General features: G+C 57.3%; 15 protein-coding genes. 7 read left to right on the top strand and 8 right to left on the bottom strand.

Annotated elements, in window-relative coordinates; translation table 11 throughout:
- Positions 1-55: 55 nt before the first annotated feature.
- Positions 56-3,799: a methionine synthase gene (metH, locus tag JHL21_RS01035; RefSeq protein WP_200211389.1), complete on the bottom strand. Its 3,744-nt coding sequence runs from the start codon at positions 3,797-3,799 to the stop codon at positions 56-58.
- A 335-nt stretch (positions 3,800-4,134) separates the two neighbouring features.
- Between metH and JHL21_RS01030 the strand changes: the two genes are divergently transcribed.
- The 7 genes from JHL21_RS01030 to JHL21_RS01000 are packed head-to-tail and all read left to right on the top strand — an operon-like array spanning position 4,135 to position 11,139.
- Positions 4,135-5,055, top strand: a complete 921-nt coding sequence (locus JHL21_RS01030; protein ID WP_182395984.1) for a septal ring lytic transglycosylase RlpA family protein — start codon at positions 4,135-4,137, stop codon at positions 5,053-5,055.
- A 57-nt stretch (positions 5,056-5,112) separates the two neighbouring features.
- A complete protein-coding gene (locus JHL21_RS01025; RefSeq protein ID WP_349236777.1) occupies positions 5,113-6,249 on the top strand; it encodes a D-alanyl-D-alanine carboxypeptidase family protein in 1,137 nt (378 codons plus the stop codon).
- Between the two features lie 18 nt (positions 6,250-6,267).
- Positions 6,268-6,954 (top strand): dTMP kinase, encoded by a 687-nt coding sequence (tmk, locus tag JHL21_RS01020; protein ID WP_169193907.1) that lies wholly within the window; start codon positions 6,268-6,270, stop codon positions 6,952-6,954.
- On the top strand, positions 6,951-7,976 hold the full coding sequence (locus tag JHL21_RS01015) for an AAA family ATPase (RefSeq protein WP_200211387.1): 1,026 nt from the start codon (positions 6,951-6,953) through the stop codon (positions 7,974-7,976). Before tmk ends, JHL21_RS01015 begins: the two co-directional genes overlap by 4 nt.
- Positions 7,973-9,520 carry a methionine--tRNA ligase gene (gene metG / locus JHL21_RS01010; protein WP_200211384.1) on the top strand — a complete coding sequence of 516 codons (1,548 nt, stop codon included), beginning with the start codon at positions 7,973-7,975 and terminating at the stop codon, positions 9,518-9,520. Before JHL21_RS01015 ends, metG begins: the two co-directional genes overlap by 4 nt.
- Positions 9,520-10,299 carry a TatD family hydrolase gene (locus JHL21_RS01005; protein WP_200211383.1) on the top strand — a complete coding sequence of 260 codons (780 nt, stop codon included), beginning with the start codon at positions 9,520-9,522 and terminating at the stop codon, positions 10,297-10,299. Before metG ends, JHL21_RS01005 begins: the two co-directional genes overlap by 1 nt.
- A gap of 3 nt (positions 10,300-10,302) precedes the next feature.
- Complete coding sequence (locus JHL21_RS01000) at positions 10,303-11,139, top strand: MBL fold metallo-hydrolase (RefSeq protein ID WP_200211382.1); 837 nt, start codon at positions 10,303-10,305, stop codon at positions 11,137-11,139.
- 60 nt (positions 11,140-11,199) lie between these two features.
- On the opposite strand, the gene JHL21_RS00995 is transcribed toward JHL21_RS01000, so the two are convergent.
- From JHL21_RS00995 to JHL21_RS00965, 7 genes are all read right to left on the bottom strand, one after another.
- Positions 11,200-11,985, bottom strand: a complete 786-nt coding sequence (locus JHL21_RS00995) for a MetQ/NlpA family ABC transporter substrate-binding protein (RefSeq protein ID WP_169193902.1) — start codon at positions 11,983-11,985, stop codon at positions 11,200-11,202.
- Between the two features lie 28 nt (positions 11,986-12,013).
- Entirely contained in the window at positions 12,014-12,688 is a 675-nt protein-coding gene (locus tag JHL21_RS00990; RefSeq protein ID WP_200211381.1) for a methionine ABC transporter permease, read from the bottom strand.
- Positions 12,681-13,721, bottom strand: a complete 1,041-nt coding sequence (locus JHL21_RS00985) for a methionine ABC transporter ATP-binding protein (protein ID WP_367948157.1) — start codon at positions 13,719-13,721, stop codon at positions 12,681-12,683. The genes JHL21_RS00990 and JHL21_RS00985 overlap by 8 nt, the downstream gene beginning before the upstream one ends.
- Positions 13,722-14,041: 320 nt before the next feature.
- Positions 14,042-15,118: an ABC transporter ATP-binding protein gene (locus tag JHL21_RS00980; protein ID WP_200211380.1), complete on the bottom strand. Its 1,077-nt coding sequence runs from the start codon at positions 15,116-15,118 to the stop codon at positions 14,042-14,044.
- A 21-nt stretch (positions 15,119-15,139) separates the two neighbouring features.
- A complete protein-coding gene (locus JHL21_RS00975; protein WP_200211378.1) occupies positions 15,140-15,988 on the bottom strand; it encodes a carbohydrate ABC transporter permease in 849 nt (282 codons plus the stop codon).
- Positions 15,978-16,913, bottom strand: coding sequence for a carbohydrate ABC transporter permease (locus tag JHL21_RS00970; RefSeq protein ID WP_200211376.1), 936 nt, complete (start codon positions 16,911-16,913; stop codon positions 15,978-15,980). Before JHL21_RS00970 ends, JHL21_RS00975 begins: the two co-directional genes overlap by 11 nt.
- A gap of 69 nt (positions 16,914-16,982) precedes the next feature.
- Positions 16,983-18,203, bottom strand: a complete 1,221-nt coding sequence (locus JHL21_RS00965) for a sugar ABC transporter substrate-binding protein (RefSeq protein WP_200211374.1) — start codon at positions 18,201-18,203, stop codon at positions 16,983-16,985.
- Positions 18,204-18,229: the final 26 nt, after the last annotated feature.

Raw genomic sequence — 18,229 nt, 5'->3', positions numbered from 1 at the left:
AGGGTGAAGAAATAAGGCTCCCGACAGCGCCGGGAGCCTTTTAATTTATCCGAAGTTACTTACCCGGAATGTAGTTCAGCACGGGGCCGAGCCAACGTTCCACTTCGGTAACAGCCATGCCCTTACGTTCCGCATAGTCCAGAACCTGATCGCGTTCGACCTTGGCGACGCCAAAGTAATAGGCTTCCGGATGGCTGAAATAGAGACCAGAAACGGACGAGCCCGGCCACATGGCGTAGCTCTCAGTGAGTGTAACTCCGACTTGAGCTTCCGCATCTAGCAGATTGAAAAGAGTAGTCTTTTCAGTGTGGTCTGGCTGGGCTGGGTAGCCCGGAGCAGGGCGAATGCCGGCGTAGGGTTCGCCAACCAACTCGTCTGGCGCAAACGTCTCGTCCTTGCCAAAGCCCCAGTGCTCCTTACGGACGCGCTCGTGCATGTATTCGGCCAGGGCTTCGGCATAGCGGTCGGCCAGCGCCTTGACGAGAATGGACGAATAATCGTCATTCGCCTTTTCGAAGCGCTCTGCAATGGCGACTTCTTCAAGCCCAGCGGTGACGACGAAGCCACCAAGATAGTCGGGTGTGCCGACCGGCGCGACGAAGTCGGACAGGGCGACATTGGCGCTATCGGTGCGCTTGGACAGCTGCTGGCGCAGGGTGAAGAAGGTGTTGAGCTCGGTTGCGCGATCTTCGCCGGTAAAGAGACGGATGTCGTCCTCGACGCGGTTGGCGGGCCAGAAGCCGATGACCGCCTTCAGGTTGAACCATTTTTCGTCGATGATCTGCTTGAGCATTTTCTGAGCGTCAGCCCAGAGCGCACGAGCGGCTTCTCCCTGCTTCTCGTCTTCAAGGATGGCTGGGTAACGGCCCTTGAGTTCCCAGCTCTGGAAGAACGGGGTCCAATCGATGTAGCGGGCGATTTCACCCAGATCGAGATCGGTGATGGTCTTGGTGCCAAGGAAAGTCGGCTTTGGCGGGGTGTAACCATCAAAGTTGGACTTGAACGCATTGGCGCGGGCAGTGGCCAGCGGCAGGCGCTTCTTGTCCAGTTCGGCCCGTTCGTGCGCAGCCGCCGCCTTGGCGTATTCCGCGCGTGTGGTTTCGACGAATGCGGCGTTCTGATCGTCCGAGAGGAGCGCCGAGACAACACCTACAGCGCGGCTGGCGTCGTTGACGTAAACGGCCTGACCACGGTTGTAGCGCGGGTGTATCTTTACCGCCGTATGGACGCGGCTGGTCGTAGCCCCGCCAATGAGCAGCGGGATGTTAAATCCTTCGCGCTCCATTTCGGCGGCAACATGGACCATTTCGTCCAGCGAGGGGGTGATGAGACCCGATAGGCCGATGATGTCGACGTTCTCGGCCTTGGCCACTTCCAAAATCTTCGCCGACGGGACCATGACACCCAGGTCGATGATTTCGTAGTTGTTGCAGGCCAGAACCACGCCAACGATGTTCTTGCCGATGTCGTGGACGTCGCCCTTCACGGTTGCCATCAGCACCTTGCCGGCGCTGGAGCGGCCAGTGCCGCCATTGGCAGCCTTTTCCTCTTCCATATAGGGCAGGAGATAGGCAACGGCCTGCTTCATGACGCGGGCGGACTTTACCACCTGCGGCAGGAACATCTTGCCCGAGCCGAAGAGGTCGCCGACGACATTCATGCCGTCCATCAGCGGGCCTTCGATGACGTGCAGCGGGCGGTCATAAGCGAGGCGGGCTTCTTCGGTGTCTGCCTCGATGAATTCGGTGACGCCATTGACCAGCGCATGGGTGATACGCTGACCAACGGGGAGCTCGCGCCAAGAGAGGTCCTTGGCCTTGCCCGCTGCGCCGCCCTGACCGCGATAGCGTTCCGCCAGCTCGAGCATACGGTCAGTAGCGTTTGGGGTGCGGTTGAGGATCACGTCCTCGCAGGCGTCGCGCAGTTCGGCGTCGATGGTTTCGTAAACCGCCAACTGACCGGCGTTGACGATGCCCATGTCCATGCCGACCTTGATGGCATGGTAGAGGAAGACCGCGTGCATGGCTTCACGCACCGGCTCATTGCCGCGGAATGAGAAGGAGAGGTTGGAAATACCGCCCGAGATGTGAACATGGGGCAGGGTCTCAACAATCTCCTTGGTCGCTTCGATGAAGTCGACGCCGTAATTGTTATGTTCTTCAATACCGGTCGCAACCGCGAACACGTTCGGGTCGAAGATGATGTCTTCTGGCGGGAAGCCGACCTGCTCGGTGAGAATCTTATACGCACGGGTACAGATTTCGACCTTACGCTGCTTGGTATCGGCCTGACCGCTTTCGTCAAAGGCCATCACCACAACCGCAGCGCCATAGGCGCGAACGAGCTTGGCGTGATGGATAAAGGCGTCTTCGCCTTCCTTGAGCGAGATCGAGTTGACCAGCGCCTTGCCCTGAAAGCATTTCAGGCCAGCTTCAATGACATCCCACTTTGAGCTGTCGATCATCAGTGGAACCTTGGCGATATCGGGTTCGGCGGCGAGCAGGTTGAGGTAGTCAACCATCACCTGCTTACTATCGATCAGGCCCTCGTCCATATTGATGTCGATGACCTGAGCGCCATTGGCGACCTGATCGCGCGCAACGTCGAGCGCTGTGGTGTAATCGCCAGCGGTAATCAGTTTTTTGAACTTGGCCGAGCCGGTCACATTGGTGCGCTCGCCAACGTTGACGAAGGGAATGTCAGCGGTGAGCGTGAAGGGTTCTAGGCCCGCGAGACGCAGCAGGCGCTCGATCTCGGGAACTTTGCGTGGCTCATACTGGGCGACCATCTGGGCGATGGCGCGGATATGGTCCGGGGTCGAGCCGCAGCAGCCGCCGACGATATTGAGAAGACCTTCGGAGGCAAAGCTCTGCAACTGACGCGCCATGTCGTCCGGCGTTTCGTCGTAAGCTCCCATTTCATTGGGCAGGCCAGCATTCGGATAGGCGCAGATAAAGGTGTCGGCGACCTTGGAGAGTTCGGCGATGTGATCGCGCATCAGATCGGCACCGAGCGCGCAGTTCAGCCCGATCGTGATCGGATTGGCGTGGCGGATCGAATACCAGAACGCGGTCGGGGTCTGGCCCGAGAGCGTGCGGCCCGAACGGTCGGTGATGGTGCCCGAAATCATGATCGGCACATCAATGCCGCGCTCGTCAAAAATCTTGCGAGCAGCGAAGAGGCCGGCCTTGGTGTTGAGCGTGTCGGTGATGGTCTCAAAGAGCAGAAGGTCAGCGCCGGCGTCGATCAGGCCGCGCAGGGCTTCTTCATAGGCGATGGCCAGCTCGTCGAAGCTGATGGAGCGGTGACCGGGATTGTTGACGTCGGTCGACATGGACGAGGTTTTCGTGGTCGGCCCGAGGGCGCCTGCCACATAACGGCGGCGACCGTCTTCCGCTTCAGCGCGCTTTGCAGCGCGGCGGGCAACGATTACGCCCTGATAGTTGATGTCGTAAACTGCGCTTTCGCAGGCATAGTCGGCCTGCGCCACAGAGGTGCCGGAAAACGTGTTGGTTTCAACGATATCCGCACCCGCCATATAATAGGCGTAGTGGATATCCTCGATCATTTTCGGTTCGGTGATGACGAGGAGGTCGTTGTTGCCCTTGAGTGGGTGCGACCAATCCTTGAAGCGCTCCCCGCGGAAGTTTTCCTCCGTCAGGCCGAGACGCTGGATCATCGTCCCCATAGCGCCGTCGAGAACGAGGATACGCTCCTCCATAGCCTTTGAAAGTGCGGAGCGCACTTCGTTCCAATCATGGGAAACTGGGCTTGAGATGTTCAGCTCGGAGGGGCTCATCTACCGTCCTCTATACACTTGGGAAGTCTGCGCCGCGTACCGGCTCGTACGCATATAAAGATATCTTTATATCTGAGCAAGCTTGATGCTTGCTTTGCCCATAATTGTGTTCATGCGCCGCAGGTGGATTAGTGGCGCGAGCCGGGCTTGGTGAGATTAGGGGTTTGTAAACCATCAAAACTGTCTTCAATTTTATGCATCGGCGCAGGCGTGTAGGTTAACGCGCGATAGGCTCCATTTAAGAAGAAGCGCGAACAGTGACGAAACATTACCGCAAATACGCACGGTTTTTGGTTCTAACCTCTCTGCTCGTCCCGGCTATTGCCGCATGCAACATGGGGAATCTCGGGCCGACAGTGAAGCGTGGTGCCTTCACTTCGGCCAAGTACGGCGTCACCTCCTCGCCGCGCGTAACGACGAATCCTCATCCCCCGCGTGGTGGTGGTCGCTATCAGGTCGGAAAGCCGTATACGGTTGCAGGCAGAACTTATGTTCCGCAGCATGATCCGGCCTATGTTGCTGCTGGTACTGGCTCTTGGTACGGCGCTGATTTCCATGGTCGCAAAACTGCGAACGGCGAAATCTTCTCCGCCAATGCGATTACGGCAGCGCATCCTACTCTGCCTTTGCCCTCCTATGTTCGTGTGACGAATAAGGACAACGGTCGTTCGCTCGTGGTGCGCGTCAACGATCGCGGTCCTTATGTTGCTGGTCGCGTGATCGACCTTAGCTATCGCTCGGCGGCCATGCTTGGTTATGTCGAGAATGGCTCTGCCAATGTCGAGATCGCTTATGTTGGTGAAGCGCCTCTCAATGGCGATGATACGCGCCAGCTGATGGCAAGCTATAATGGCCCGCAGGAATTCGGGAAGCACACGCAGGTGGCGACCGGCAATTTCGGTGTGACCAATAATATCTTCGGCATGTTCGGCGGTCTGTTCGCTTATGCCGAGGCTGGTGCAGTTCCGGATAGTTCGGCGCAGGCTGCCACAAATGCAATGGCAGCAGGCGGGCTCGACCTCGCGGCCTTCGCAACGCCAGGCGCTGTGCCAGTCAATGTGGATCTCGGCGTTTTCTATGACGATGCGAGTGCGCAGTCGGTCTCTGAGCGCTTCGCTGTGCTTGGTGCTGTTACAGAAAGCGCTTTGCCGTTGAGCTCTGGTTCGGCGTTAAAACTGACGCTGACCAATTTAAAACCGGGCGTGACCGAAGAAGACGTTCGTAACCTCGCTGCCGAGGTTGGAATAGTGCTCTGACTTTGATTTAAATGCGAGCAACGGATTAATTTCCATCACGGAGGGGCGGACGTGAGAGTGTTGTTTGCTACGATCGCTATGCTGGGCCTGATTTCTCAGGCGAACGCTCAGGTGGCGTTTGACAGTAAGGCGAAGTTCGCCATTTTGACCGACCATGAATCTGGCACGGTCCTCTACCAGAAAAGCGCAGATGACCGCCTAGAGCCAGCGAGCATGACCAAGCTGATGACGCTGGCAGTGGTGTTCACTGAGGTTCGGGCAGGGCGTTTGTCCCTGGACGACGAGTTCTGGGTTTCCGAAAATGCTTGGCGTACGGGCGGGGCTGCCTCTGGTGGCTCCACCATGTTCGCCGTTTTGAACTCGCAAATTCGCGTCGAAGATTTGGTGCGTTCGGTCATTATTCAATCGGGTAATGATGCGGCAATCGTTCTGGCGGAAGGCATCGCCGGCTCCGAAGGCAGCTTTGCGGCGATGATGAACGAGTTGAGCGGCCAGATTGGTTTGTCCGGCTCGCATTTTGTGAACTCGACCGGCTTGCCTGATCCTGATGAGTATTCCACGGCGCGCGATCTTGCGGTGCTAGGGAGCTATCTCATCCGCGAGTTCCCCGAGTTTTATCACTACTTCTCTGAGCCGGAGATGGAGTGGAACAAGATCAAGCAGCCTAACCGAAACTCGCTCGTGGAAATGGGTATTGGCGTCGATGGTCTGAAGACTGGACATACGCAAGCGTCTGGCTACGGCTCTGTGACGTCGACCAACCAAGGCGATCGTCGCCTCGTGGCCGTGGTTCACGGTCTGGAGTCGATGCGCGAGCGCACTGAAGAAGCGCGTAAGCTGCTGACCTGGGGCGCGCGCGCCTTTGAAAAGGTGACGCCTTATGCGGCGGGACAGATTGTTGGCACCGCAGATGTGTATGGTGGCGAAGTCGCCAGTGTCGGCCTGGTCGGTAACGGCGAAGTTGCGCTTTACCTGCCGCGTGGGACGAAGCAGTGCCTCGCTGCAACCATCAATTATACCGCGCCGCTCATGCCGCCCGTTGAGCAAGGACAGAAACTTGCCGAACTGCGTGTGTTCTGCGACGATCAGCTCATTCAATCGACGCCGCTTTATGCTGCTGAATCAGTAGCGCAGGGTGATATTGTTCGTCGCGCAACCGATGCGCTCAAACAGCTCGCCCTTGGCTGGCTCTGACCGGAATGACACGAGACCATGCTAAAAGCGCCAAATCGAGGCACAGCACGATTTATCACCTTTGAAGGTGGAGAGGGCGTAGGAAAGTCTACGCAGGTCAAGCGCTTGCTGCAGAATTTGGCGCGCAATGACATTGAGGCGGTGCGCACACGCGAGCCCGGTGGCACGCCAAAGGCCGAAGCAATCCGCGCTTTCATTCTCCAGGGAAAGTCGGAGAGCTGGGGGCCGGGGGCAGAAGCGATTTTGTTCGCGGCAGCACGCTATGACCACGTCCACCAACTTATCGCGCCCAATCTGGAGCGCGGCACCTGGGTGATTTCCGACCGTTTCTGTGACTCAACCCGCGCCTATCAGGGGCTGACGGGTGGTGTTGAAGACGGGCTTATCGATGCGCTGGAAAATCTCGCGCTCGATGGTCATACGCCCGATTTGACTCTTGTTCTCGACATGGACCCCAAACTGGCTTTCCAGCGCGTTGAACAGCGCGCCGTCGAGGATGGTTTGCAGCTCACAGGGGATCGCTTTGAGAAGGAAGATCTCGACTGGCACGAACGTCTGCGGGACAATTTCCTCGATATAGCGTCGCGCAATGCCGACCGTTGTGTCGTGCTGTCGGCGCATCAGAGCGAAGAGGCTCTCGAAATGGCCATTTGGTCCGTCGTGACCCAGCGTTTCCCCGAACTTCAGGGTAGGCCGCAGGCGTGATCGATCCAAACGCAATCGAAGATCTCCCGCTGCCAGAACAGCGGCAGCTTGCCGTTGGTCATGACAAGGCGCGACAAGCAATTTTGGCGCAATTGGCCGATCACCGCCTACCGGGCGCGATAATGCTTCACGGGCCCGAGGGGATTGGGAAAGCAACGCTCGCTTTCGAGTTGGCAGCGGCGATATTCACCGCCACTGGCGATGAGAGCTCCGAGCGCGTACGCGAGCAGATCGCGGCTGGCTCGCATCCGAACCTGAGCGTGCTGCGTCGGCGGATGAAGGACGCTAAAGGGTTTTATACGGTGATCCGCGTCGAAGACGTGCGTGAGCTGCGCGAAACCTTGCAGCAGACGCGCGGTCGCTCGGGGCATCGTATCGCTGTTCTCGACTCGATCGACGACTGCAATCCATCCGCTTCCAATGCTCTGCTCAAGACACTCGAAGAGCCGCCAGCGGATACGACCTTCTTCCTGATTTCCCATCGCCCCGGTGGCCTGCTGCCGACGATCAAATCGCGCTGCCACAACATCGCTCTCCGTCCGCTGAGTGATCAGCTTGTGGCAGATGTGGTGATGAACAATCATCCTGAGCTTGACGCTTCAACCCTTGACCGCGCCGTGCAATTGGCTGGCGGCCGCCCGCGTCGCGCGTTTGAAACACTGGCCCTCGCTGAAACTTCCCCCGTTGGGGCGCTGATCACATGGCTGCAGAACCCGGCCGCCATGCCAACAGAAGCGCACCTTAAACTCGGTGACGCGCTTGGGAGTGATCCCAATGGCCCCGATATGTCCTTTGCGCGCGAGATCCTGAGTGATTGGCTGGCATCAGAAATGCGCGATGCGGCAATGCAGGGCCCAGATCGTAGGCGACTTGCCTCCGCAACTGAGCTATGGGAGAAGGCAAACGCGCTTCTGTCCGAGGCCGATAGTGTCAATCTTGATTTCAAGCAGACACTGGTCGTGATCTTCGATTGGATCCGGAAGCATAGCGCCCTGTCCGCAAATTCCGCTGAGCAAGAATGACCAAGCCCTTTTACGTCACGACCGCGATTTCCTATCCCAATGGCGCCCCACACATCGGGCATGCCTATGAAATGATCGCGACTGACGCCATCGCGCGTTGGAAGCGTCTGGAAGGGCGCGATGTCTATTTCCTGACCGGCACGGACGAGCACGGCATCAAGATGGTGCAGACCGCTGCCGCCAAGGGTGTTTCGGTTCGCGAGCTGGCGGATGAGAACTCAGCACAGTTCCAGAAGCTGGCAGGACTGCTTAACCTCTCCAACGACGATTTTATCCGCACCACCGAAGAGCGTCACCATAAGAGCGCGCAGGCCATCTGGAAGCAGATGGAAGCGAGCCACAATGGCGATATCTTCCAGTCGACCTATAAGGGCTGGTATTCGGTTCGCGACGAAGCTTATTTCGACGAAGCCGAGCTGACCGAGAAGGACGGCAAGCGCTTCGCCCCATCGGGTGCGGAAGTGGAATGGGTCGAAGAACCTACTTATTTCTTCCGTCTCTCGGCTTATCAGGATCGTCTCCTCAAGCTCTATGAAGAGAACCCAGACTTCATCGCGCCGAAGGAACGCCGCAATGAAATTATCTCCTTCGTAAAGGGCGGGTTGCAGGACCTTTCGGTTTCGCGCACCACCTTTGATTGGGGTATTCCGGTTCCCGGCGCTGAAGGCCACGTGATGTATGTGTGGGTTGACGCCCTCACCAACTATATCACCGGCGTTGGCTATCCGGACGAGCAGAGCGAGCTGTTCAAAAAATTCTGGCCCGCTGACCTCCATGTCATCGGCAAGGATATCATTCGCTTCCACACCGTCTACTGGCCAGCTTTCCTGATGAGCGCCGGTCTGCCTGTGCAGCACCGCGTCTTCGCCCACGGTTTCCTGACCGTTGACGGCCAGAAGATGAGCAAGTCGCTCGGCAATGTGATCGATCCGTTCGAACTGGTCGAAACCTTTGGTCCAGACGCTGTTCGCTACTTCTTCTTGCGCGAAGTGTCTTTCGGCAATGACGGCGACTACAGCCACGAAAAGCTGGTCAATCGCGTCAATGCAGATCTCGCCAACAACCTTGGCAACCTTGCCCAGCGTTCGCTGTCGATGATCAACAAGAACTGCGAAGCGAAGGTTCCGGCGTTCGGCGACTACACCGAGGCCGACACGGCCATCGAAAATGAAGTCACCGAAGCACTGGTTGCAGCGCAGAAGGCTATGGACGAGCAGCTGGTTCACGAAGCCACTGGCGCCATCATCGCCGCTCTCAGCTCTGCCAATAACTACTTCGCTGGCCAAGAACCTTGGGCTCTGAAGAAGACCGATCCAGTCCGCATGGGCACCGTGCTCTACCGCACGGCAGATACGGTTCGCCGTCTGGCCATCGCCATGCAGGCCTTCGTACCGGCTTCGGCAGCACGTTTGCTCGACCAGCTGGAAGTCCCGGCCGATGAGCGCACGCTTGCCGACGCTGCCAAGACCAATGGTCTTGTTTTGGGCACCGAACTGCCAGTTCCGCAGGGCGTCTTTGCGCGTGTCGAGAAGCCTGCTGAATAATGCTGATCGATAGTCACTGCCATCTCGACTTTGAGGCGCTGTCCAATGATTTGGACGGCGTTCTCGCCCGAGCCGAAGCCGCTGGCGTCACCGGAATGGTGACGATTTCCACACGTGTGGAAAAGTTTTCAACATACACAGATCTTGCGGAACGATACCAGAACATCTGGTGTTCCGTTGGGACACATCCGCATAACGCCCACGAAGAACTCCATATTCAAACGGAAGACCTCGTACGGCTAAGTGCCCATCCGCGTTGCGTTGCTATCGGCGAAGCCGGTCTCGACTATTTTTACGACAATGCTCCGCGCGAAGCGCAGGCCATCGGATTGCGTCGGCACATTGCAGCAGCTCGGATCACCGGTCTTCCACTGGTTATCCACAGCCGCGCTGCCGATGAGGACATGGCCGCTATCCTGCGCGAAGAGACAGAGCAGGGGGCTTTCCCCTTCCTTCTGCATTGCTTCACGGCGGGTAAGGCTTTGGCTGAAACGGCGCTGGAGCTGGGCGGATATATCTCCTTTTCGGGGATCATCACCTTCAAGAACGGCGAGGAAATCCGCGAGGTCGCCAGAATGGTTCCTGCGGATCGTTACCTCGTGGAAACCGACGCGCCTTATCTCGCGCCGATCCCGCATCGTGGTGAAAGCAATGAGCCGAGCTATGTCCGTCACACCGCGGCCAAGGTCGCCGAAGTGCGTGGCATTAGCCTTGAACAGTGCGGCGCGGAAAGCACTGCGAATTTTGCGCGCCTGTTTTCCAAGACCGGGCTCAAATAACTCATGGCCAAACCCGACCGGATCATCGCGACCATTCTGGGATGCGCATCATCCGGCGGCGTGCCGCGTTTAGGCAATATCTGGGGCGCGTGTGATCCACTCGAGCCCCGCAACCGCCGTACCCGTTGCGCCTTGCTGGTTGAGGCCTGGCAGAACGGCGTGGATGAGCCGACGCGTGTTCTCATCGACACCGGCGCAGACATGCGCGAGCAATTGCTTGCTGCAAATGTTGGTCGAATCGACGCAGTTCTTTATTCGCATGAGCATGCCGACCACACTCATGGGATCGACGACCTGCGCGTGCTGGCACTACAGAGCCGCAAGCGGGTCGCCGTTTATTACTCTGAGGCGTGCGGCGAACGCCTGAATCTTGCGTTCGGCTATTGCTTTAAAACTCCAGCAGGCAGTTCCTACCCGCCAATTCTCGACGCCCACGTCATTGCCGATGGTGACACCGTGAGCATTGACGGGCCGGGCGGCACAATCGACTTTCTCGCCTTTGACATGGTCCACGGCGATATTATGTGCTTCGGGTTCCGCGTCGAAGATTTTGCTTATTGCTGCGATCTCTCAGCACTGCCGCAAAGCTCCGAGGCTGGCATGACCGCGCTCAAGACGTTGATTATCGATGCTTTGCGACCGACACCCCACCCGAGCCATTTGAGCCTACCCGAAGCCTTGGACATGATCGAGCGCTTTGCCCCGCAGCAAGGCATTCTCACCAATCTGCACATTGACCTCGACTATCACATGACCGACGAAGAAACGCCGCCCAATGTGACGCCTGCCTTTGATGGCATGCGCATCGATGTGCTGACCGGCCACATTCTCAATCGCTGACACGAAAAAGGGCGCCTCGGATATCCGAAGCGCCCAATTCATTTGCCTGATGCGCAGTGCTTACCAGCCTGCGAGGATCGAGCCCTTGAATTCGGTTTCGATGAACGCCTTGATTTCATCGTTGTGGTAGGACGCGACCAGATCCTTGACCCACTGCAGGTCCTTGTCTTCCGAACGGACGGCAATGACGTTTACATATGGGCCGGTTGGGCTTTCACGTAGGATCGAGCCGTTGACTGGGTCGAGACCAGCGTCTTCAGCGTAATTGGTGTTGATGCCTGCAGCGTCCAGATCTGGCAGGGTGCGGGCGAGCTGGGCAGCGTCGATTTCGAGGAACTGCACGTTCTTGGGGTTTTCGATAACGTCGATCACCGAAGCCTTCGTACCAACGCCTTCCTTAAGCTTGATCAGGCCAGCGGATTCGAGAAGCAGCAGAACACGACCGCCATTGGTAGGGTCGTTCGGGAGGCCGATCTTTGCGCCTTCTGGCAGGTCTTCAAACTTCTCGAACTTGTCCGAATAAACGGCGATTGGGAAGTTCACGGTGACAGCGACGGTTTCGATCTTGTAACCGCGATCAGCGATCTGGTTGTCGAGGTATGGCTGGTGCTGGAACGAGTTGGCGGTGAGGTCGCCGGTCGACAGCGCTTCGTTCGGAATGACGTAATCCGAGAATTCAAGGATTTCCAAGGTGTGACCCTTGGCTTCGAAGATCGGCTTAACCTGTTCCATGATCTGGGCGTGTGGGCCAGGGGTGACGCCAATCTTGACGTCTTCAGCAAAGGCTGGGGCTGCGATCAGCGATGCACCAGCGATCAGGGCAGCAGTAAAAGTCTTGAGGCTCATTTGAACAATCCGACTATTGGGAGGTAAATTAATGACGCGACCGCTTGTCGAAGCGGTTGGCGAGGAAGTCGCCCAGGCTTTGTACGCTCTGGACAATGACGATGAGCACCAGCACCACAGCCAACATGACGTCTGGCATAAAGCGCTGATAACCAAAACGAATACCCAGATCGCCCAAGCCACCACCACCAACAGCGCCAACCATGGCCGAGAAGCCAATGAGGCTCACAATGGTCAGGGTCAGGCCGAGGGTGATGGCAGGAAGCGCCTCTGGGAGGAGGACCTTTTGCACGATCTGCAGAGGGCTTGCGCCCATTGAACGGGCCGCTTCGATCAGGCCGCGGTCAACGCCACGAATAGCGCCTTCGATGATGCGGGCGATAAAGGGCGCAGCTGCGATGGTGAGGGGGACAATCGCTGCCGTGGTGCCGATGGAGGTTCCCGCGATAAAGCGGGTCAGCGGCACGATGGCGACGACGAGAATGATAAACGGGGTCGAACGCGCAGCGTTGACGATAAGGCCAAGAATAGCATTGAGGGCAGGGGCCGCAAACAGCTCGCCCTTTTGGCTGGTCGCCAGAAAGACGCCCAGCGGCAAACCTATAGCCGTCCCGACGATGCCGGACACCAAGACCATGTGGAACGTCTGGACAAGGCTATTCCAGAACAGGTTCAGCATTTGAGGCGAGAAGATCTCAAGCATAGCCAAGAACCTCCGTTTCGAGACCTAAGGTGCTGGCCTCTGTTTGCAGTGCAGCCAGCTTTTCCGGAGTTGCGTCGGCGCTGATGACCAGTGTGCCGAAAGGTTTGCCGTGGATATGGTCGACCTTGGCTTGAATAATACCGAAATCGAGACCTAGGCGGCGGGTTAGGACTGAAAGGAAGGGCTGCGCTGCGCCTTCACCCTTAAAGGTCAGGGTGACATAGGCCTGCTTACCAACCGCAGGAGCGGAAACGATCCGGTTGCGGATGTGCTCGGGCAGGGCGGTGCCGGTGAGTTCGGACACGAACTTGCGCGTCGTCGCATTGGTTGGCTGGGTGAAGACATCATAAGTCGGGACTTGCTCGACGATATGACCGCCTTCAATCACCGCGACACGGTCTGCCACAGCCTTGATCACGCTCATCTCGTGAGTGATCAGGAGAACGGTCAGATTGAACTCGGCGTTGACCTGACGCAGGAGCGCCAGAATAGACTCAGTGGTCTCAGGGTCGAGTGCTGATGTCGCTTCGTCTGACAGCAGAACCTTAGGCTTGGTCGCCAAGGCGCGAGCAATACCGACACGTTGCTTTTGGCCGCCAGACAGTTCGGATGGATAACGGTCGGCCTTATCGGACAGCCCGACCAGATCGAGCAGCGGCAGGACGCGTTTTTTGATCTCGGCGGCCGGAACCCCAGCAATTTCGAGAGGCAGTGCCACATTGCCATAGGCGGTGCGTCGCGCCAGCAAATTAAAGTGCTGGAAGATCATGCCGATTGAACGACGTTCGTCGCGCAATTGCTTTTCAGACAGCGCAGAAACCTCAACGCCATCAACGATGACCTTCCCTGCGGTTGGCAGTTCGAGGCCGTTGATGAGCCGGATCAGTGTCGACTTGCCGGCGCCGGACTTGCCGATGACACCGACAATGTTCCCACGCGGGATATCGAGATTGATGCCGCGCAGCGCGAAGACCTGATCATTCCCACCACGGGCAGCATAAGTCTTCTCAACGCCTTGCAGGCGGATCGCGATATCGGATGCCTCATGTGTGGGAGGCGATGTGTGGTCTAGATGGTCAGGCACAGTTATTCCTTTGCTCGACTAACTTTGTCGTCTTTATGCGCCAATCTGTCGAGCGAACGAAATTCAAATGAACCGTTCACCTCAGGATTTTTGTCTTTAGAAGACGTCTTCTGCGCAAATTTCCTCTCAACCCTTTGAATGGGCGTGGTTTATAGCCAAGACGACTATAGCAGATTGCGCGCGAAAGTGGCCAGAACGGTGACTGGTCACGCACGGTTCGGCACATTCTGCGGGAGAGGTGACGGTCGAGTTTTGATCTGCCTAGATTCTCAGGAAGGGATATCACCGATGCGGTGACCACTGGTCGTATCGAAGAGTATCATCTGCGATACATCGGTGCGCACAGACATTGGTGAGCCAATTGATCCGAACAAGCGATCCCGTGTGAGTACGGTGAGATCATGCGCACCAGCGTGCACAACAAGATGGGTTTCCGCCCCGGTCGGTTCTATGCTCTGCAACGTGCCGGAGATTGGCCCGTCGCCAAGCGCGATGTGCTCGGGACGTATGCCAGCGGTTATCGATTTTCCGTGTAGGCCACGCGCGCTAGCTGGAAGCGGCCAACGAACCCCTTCTGCGTCGACCAAGACAGGTGCGCTCGTTGCATCAACCTGCCCAATGAGAAAGTTCATTGCAGGCGACCCAATGAAGCTGGCAACGAAACTATTGGCTGGTTGGTCATAGATATCTAAGGGCGAGCCAACTTGTTCAATGACCCCAGCGCGCATCACCACGATGCGGTCTGCCATCGTCATGGCTTCCATCTGGTCGTGGGTGACATAGATCATTGTCGCGCCAAGACGGCTATGCAGCGCCTTGATTTCACTTCGCATTTGAACGCGCAACTTGGCGTCGAGATTGGACAGGGGTTCGTCAAAGAGAAACACCGCAGGATTGCGAACAATGGCGCGCCCCATCGCAACACGCTGCCTTTGACCGCCGGACAATTGGCGCGGGTAGCGATCCAGCAGAGGTTGAAGGTGGAGAATTTCGGCGGCGCGGTTCACCTCTGACGCAATGTCAGCCTTGCTCTTTTTGGCGAGTTTTAGGGAAAACGCCATGTTGTCGTAAACGGTCATGTGCGGGTAGAGCGCGTAGCTCTGGAACACCATCGCGATGTCGCGTTCCTTGGGTTCGAGGTCATTGACCACGCGATCGCCTATGGCAATCTCGCCATCAGTGATGGTCTCGAGCCCCGCGATCATGCGCAGCAGGGTCGACTTTCCGCAGCCCGATGGTCCCACGAGCACCACGAACTCGCCATCCTCAGCGTTGACGGACACCCCATGCAACACCTGGGCAGCGCCGTAGGCCTTGACGACATTACGAATTGAAACACTGGCCATGATGACCTCCTGTTTTCGCGCCTATCGGCCGCCCATGCCGGCATTGAGTGCGATGGACTTGTAGATGAGTTTTTGGAGCAGAATAGCGAGGGCAATGCCGGGCAACATCGAAAGAGCCGCGCCCGCCATGATGTAGTTCCACTGCGTGCCCTGCTGAGTTTGAAATTGGGTCAAACCCACAGGCAGCGTGGCATTCTCGGTGCCGGTCATGACGATCAGCGGCCAGAGGAAGTTGTTCCATTGACCAATGAACGTGAAGAGCGACAGCAGGCCGATCGCTGGCATGGAGAGCGGCACGATAATGGAGATGAGGATACGCAAACGCGAGGCCCCATCTATGCGTGCAGCCTCCTCAAGCTCCATGGGTATGGAGAGGAAGAACTGCCGCATGAGAAACGCGCCGAAGGTGCCAAAGGCAACGGGTAGGATAACCCCTTGGAACGTGTTCACCATGCCCAGTGCATTGACGATGAGAAACAGCGGAATGATCAGCATGATCCCCGGAACCATAAGCGTGCCAAGGTAGCCCATCAGCAATAGATCGCGGCCGGGGAAGTTCAGTCGGGCAAACGCGTAACCAGATAGGCACGAAATGATGACAGTGATGATGGTCACGCTTACGGCGACGATCATGCTGTTGAGAAAGAACCGCCCGAACGGCAACTCGGTCCAAGCCCGCACGAAATTGTCCCACTCGAACTGATGCGGGAGCAGCCGTACGGGTGTCGCCAGAACTTCCACATTGGAGCGCACGGCATTGGACACCATCCAGAAGAATGGGAAGAGGAAGATGAGTGCCACGATGATCAGCAACGCATGGCTGACCAGTTCGGCCGAGGTGAAGTGCAGGTTTTCGCGCTTAGTTGTCATAGTGCACCCACTTACGCTGTAGCCAGAATTGGAAGGCGGTGAGCGCCATGATCATGGCAAACATCACCCACGCGATGGTCGAGGCGTAGCCCATCTGGAAGTTCTGGAAGCCACGCTGGTAGATGGCGTAGCCAAGGGTCGCCGTGGCATTGCCAGGACCGCCGCGGGTCATGACATAGATCTGATCGAACACCTGCAACGAGGTAATCGCTGTCATCACCATGCCAAAAAACAGGGTAGGGGAAATCAAGGGGAGGCGGATCTTCCAGAACCGGTCCCAGGCGCTAGCCCCATCAATACGCGCTGCCTCAAGGTAGCTTTGAGGAACCATATCGAGCGCAGCATTGAATAAGACCGTGTTGTAGCCGACGCCAGCCCAAAGCGAGACGATGATCACGGCCTGCATGGCAAGGCCTTGATTTGTCAGCATGTTTGGCATGGTGACGGAAATGGCCTGCATCACCCCATCAAAAAAACCGCCCGGCATGAAGATCAGCAGCCACACGATGGAGACCGCAATGCCGGGCGTGAAGGTGGGGAGGAAGAAGATGACCCGGAACCATTTTTGGCCGAACTTGGCGCTCGATATCCAAGTTGCAAGGCCCAATGAAATCACGAGGTTGAGGATCAGATACTCGACCGTGAAGAACAAGGTGTTGCGCAGAACGGGCCAAAACTGCGGATCAGCAGTGAGCAAACGTTGGTAATTGGCGAAGCCAACGAACTCTGGCGTGCCGAGGAGTTTCCAATTGGTGAAACTCAAAACCACGGAGGCCAAAATAGGGAGCACGAGAAAGAGGATCATGCCTATGAGGCCGGGCAGCAGGAAGAACAATGCCGTGCGGGCTTCGCGCGCTGCAATGCGGCTCTTCTTGCGGTTCACTGGCACAACTATGCGCGTTGCGCCCGTTTCAATTGCTGTCATGGCTTCATCCCTTGCTAGACTGAGGGTGATCCGGCGGAATTGCTCCCGCCGGATCGGGGGGAGAAGGTTTTAGAACGGCAGCTGGTTCTGAATATCAGTCAGGACAGCTTCGGTCGTTGAGTCACCCTGCAAGGCCAGTGGCATGTACTGGGTGATCAGATTTTCAAAATCGTTATACTTTTCGTTCAGACGGAACTTGGTGGAGTGCTCAAAAGCGTAGGTGAGCGCCTCGCGTGCACCGACGACATCCTTTGCGGCCTCGTCGTACCAGAACTTCTGGGCGTCGAGACGTCCCGGCAGCGCCCGGCCAGCGGTTGCAAGGATTTCGGCAGCTTTCGGGCCGGTGAGAACGGCGAGAGCCTTAAAAGCCTCATCCTTGTGCTTGCTGGCGGCGGCAACACCCCAGCCAGAACCTGCCGTGATGAAACGAGACGGTCCATCGCCACGCGGCAGTGTGGTCACGCCAATTTTGAAATCAACGCTGTCTTTGGTCTGGAGCAGCACCCAAGGGCCATCGATGTACATCGCCGCTTCGCCGGTCGCAAAACGTCCACTGCCGGTGATTGCGCCTGAACCTGAGGCGAAGACTGGGGACGCCTTGTCGACATTAACGAGATCGACAAATTTCCCAACAGCTTCGACATAGCCGGGGTTCGTTGCGTCGAACTCATCGGCGTCATTGAGGTATTCGGCGCCCAAGGCGACCGGGCCAGCGATAAAGTCAAAAGCCTGAGTGGCGTAGCCGTATTTGCCATCGCCAGTGAGCTTGACCGCTGCATCGCGGAAGTCGTCGAAGGTCCAGTCTGGGGCTGGGGTCGGGATGCCCGCTTCTTCAAAACGGTCGATATTGTAATAGACGACCCAAGGGCCAACGTCATAGGGCAGGGCGTATTGCGTATCGCCATGTGAAAGCCCCTCCATAATGGAGCTCTCATAGAGATTGACGTCAAATCCTTCCTTTTCGAAGTACGGGTCGAGCGGCTCCAGAATGCCGTAGAAAGTCGGCATGCGCATCGACTGCATGGCAACGATGTCAGCAATTTGCCCCGATGAAGCGAGCACGGGCAAACGGGTCCAATAGTCGGTCCAGCCCGAGAACTGTGGGGTCACCGTAATATTCGGATACTGTTCGGTGACCAGTGCCGCAAGGCTTGCGAACAGGGCGCTGTCTTTTTCATCGCCCCACATTTGCCAGGTCAGATTGACCTGTTCCTGGCTATAACTCGGGGCTGCAAATAGGGATGCGCTGGCTAAGGCCGTTGTGGCCAATAAAACAAGATGTCGTCTCACGATAGTCTCCTCAAACCTACGAAAGA

Source organism: Devosia sp. WQ 349K1 (assembly GCF_016595685.1).
Taxonomy (GTDB): Bacteria; Pseudomonadota; Alphaproteobacteria; order Rhizobiales; family Devosiaceae; genus Devosia.
The sequence above is the reverse complement of the archived record's forward strand: the minus strand, read 5'-3'. Positions and strand labels throughout refer to the sequence as shown.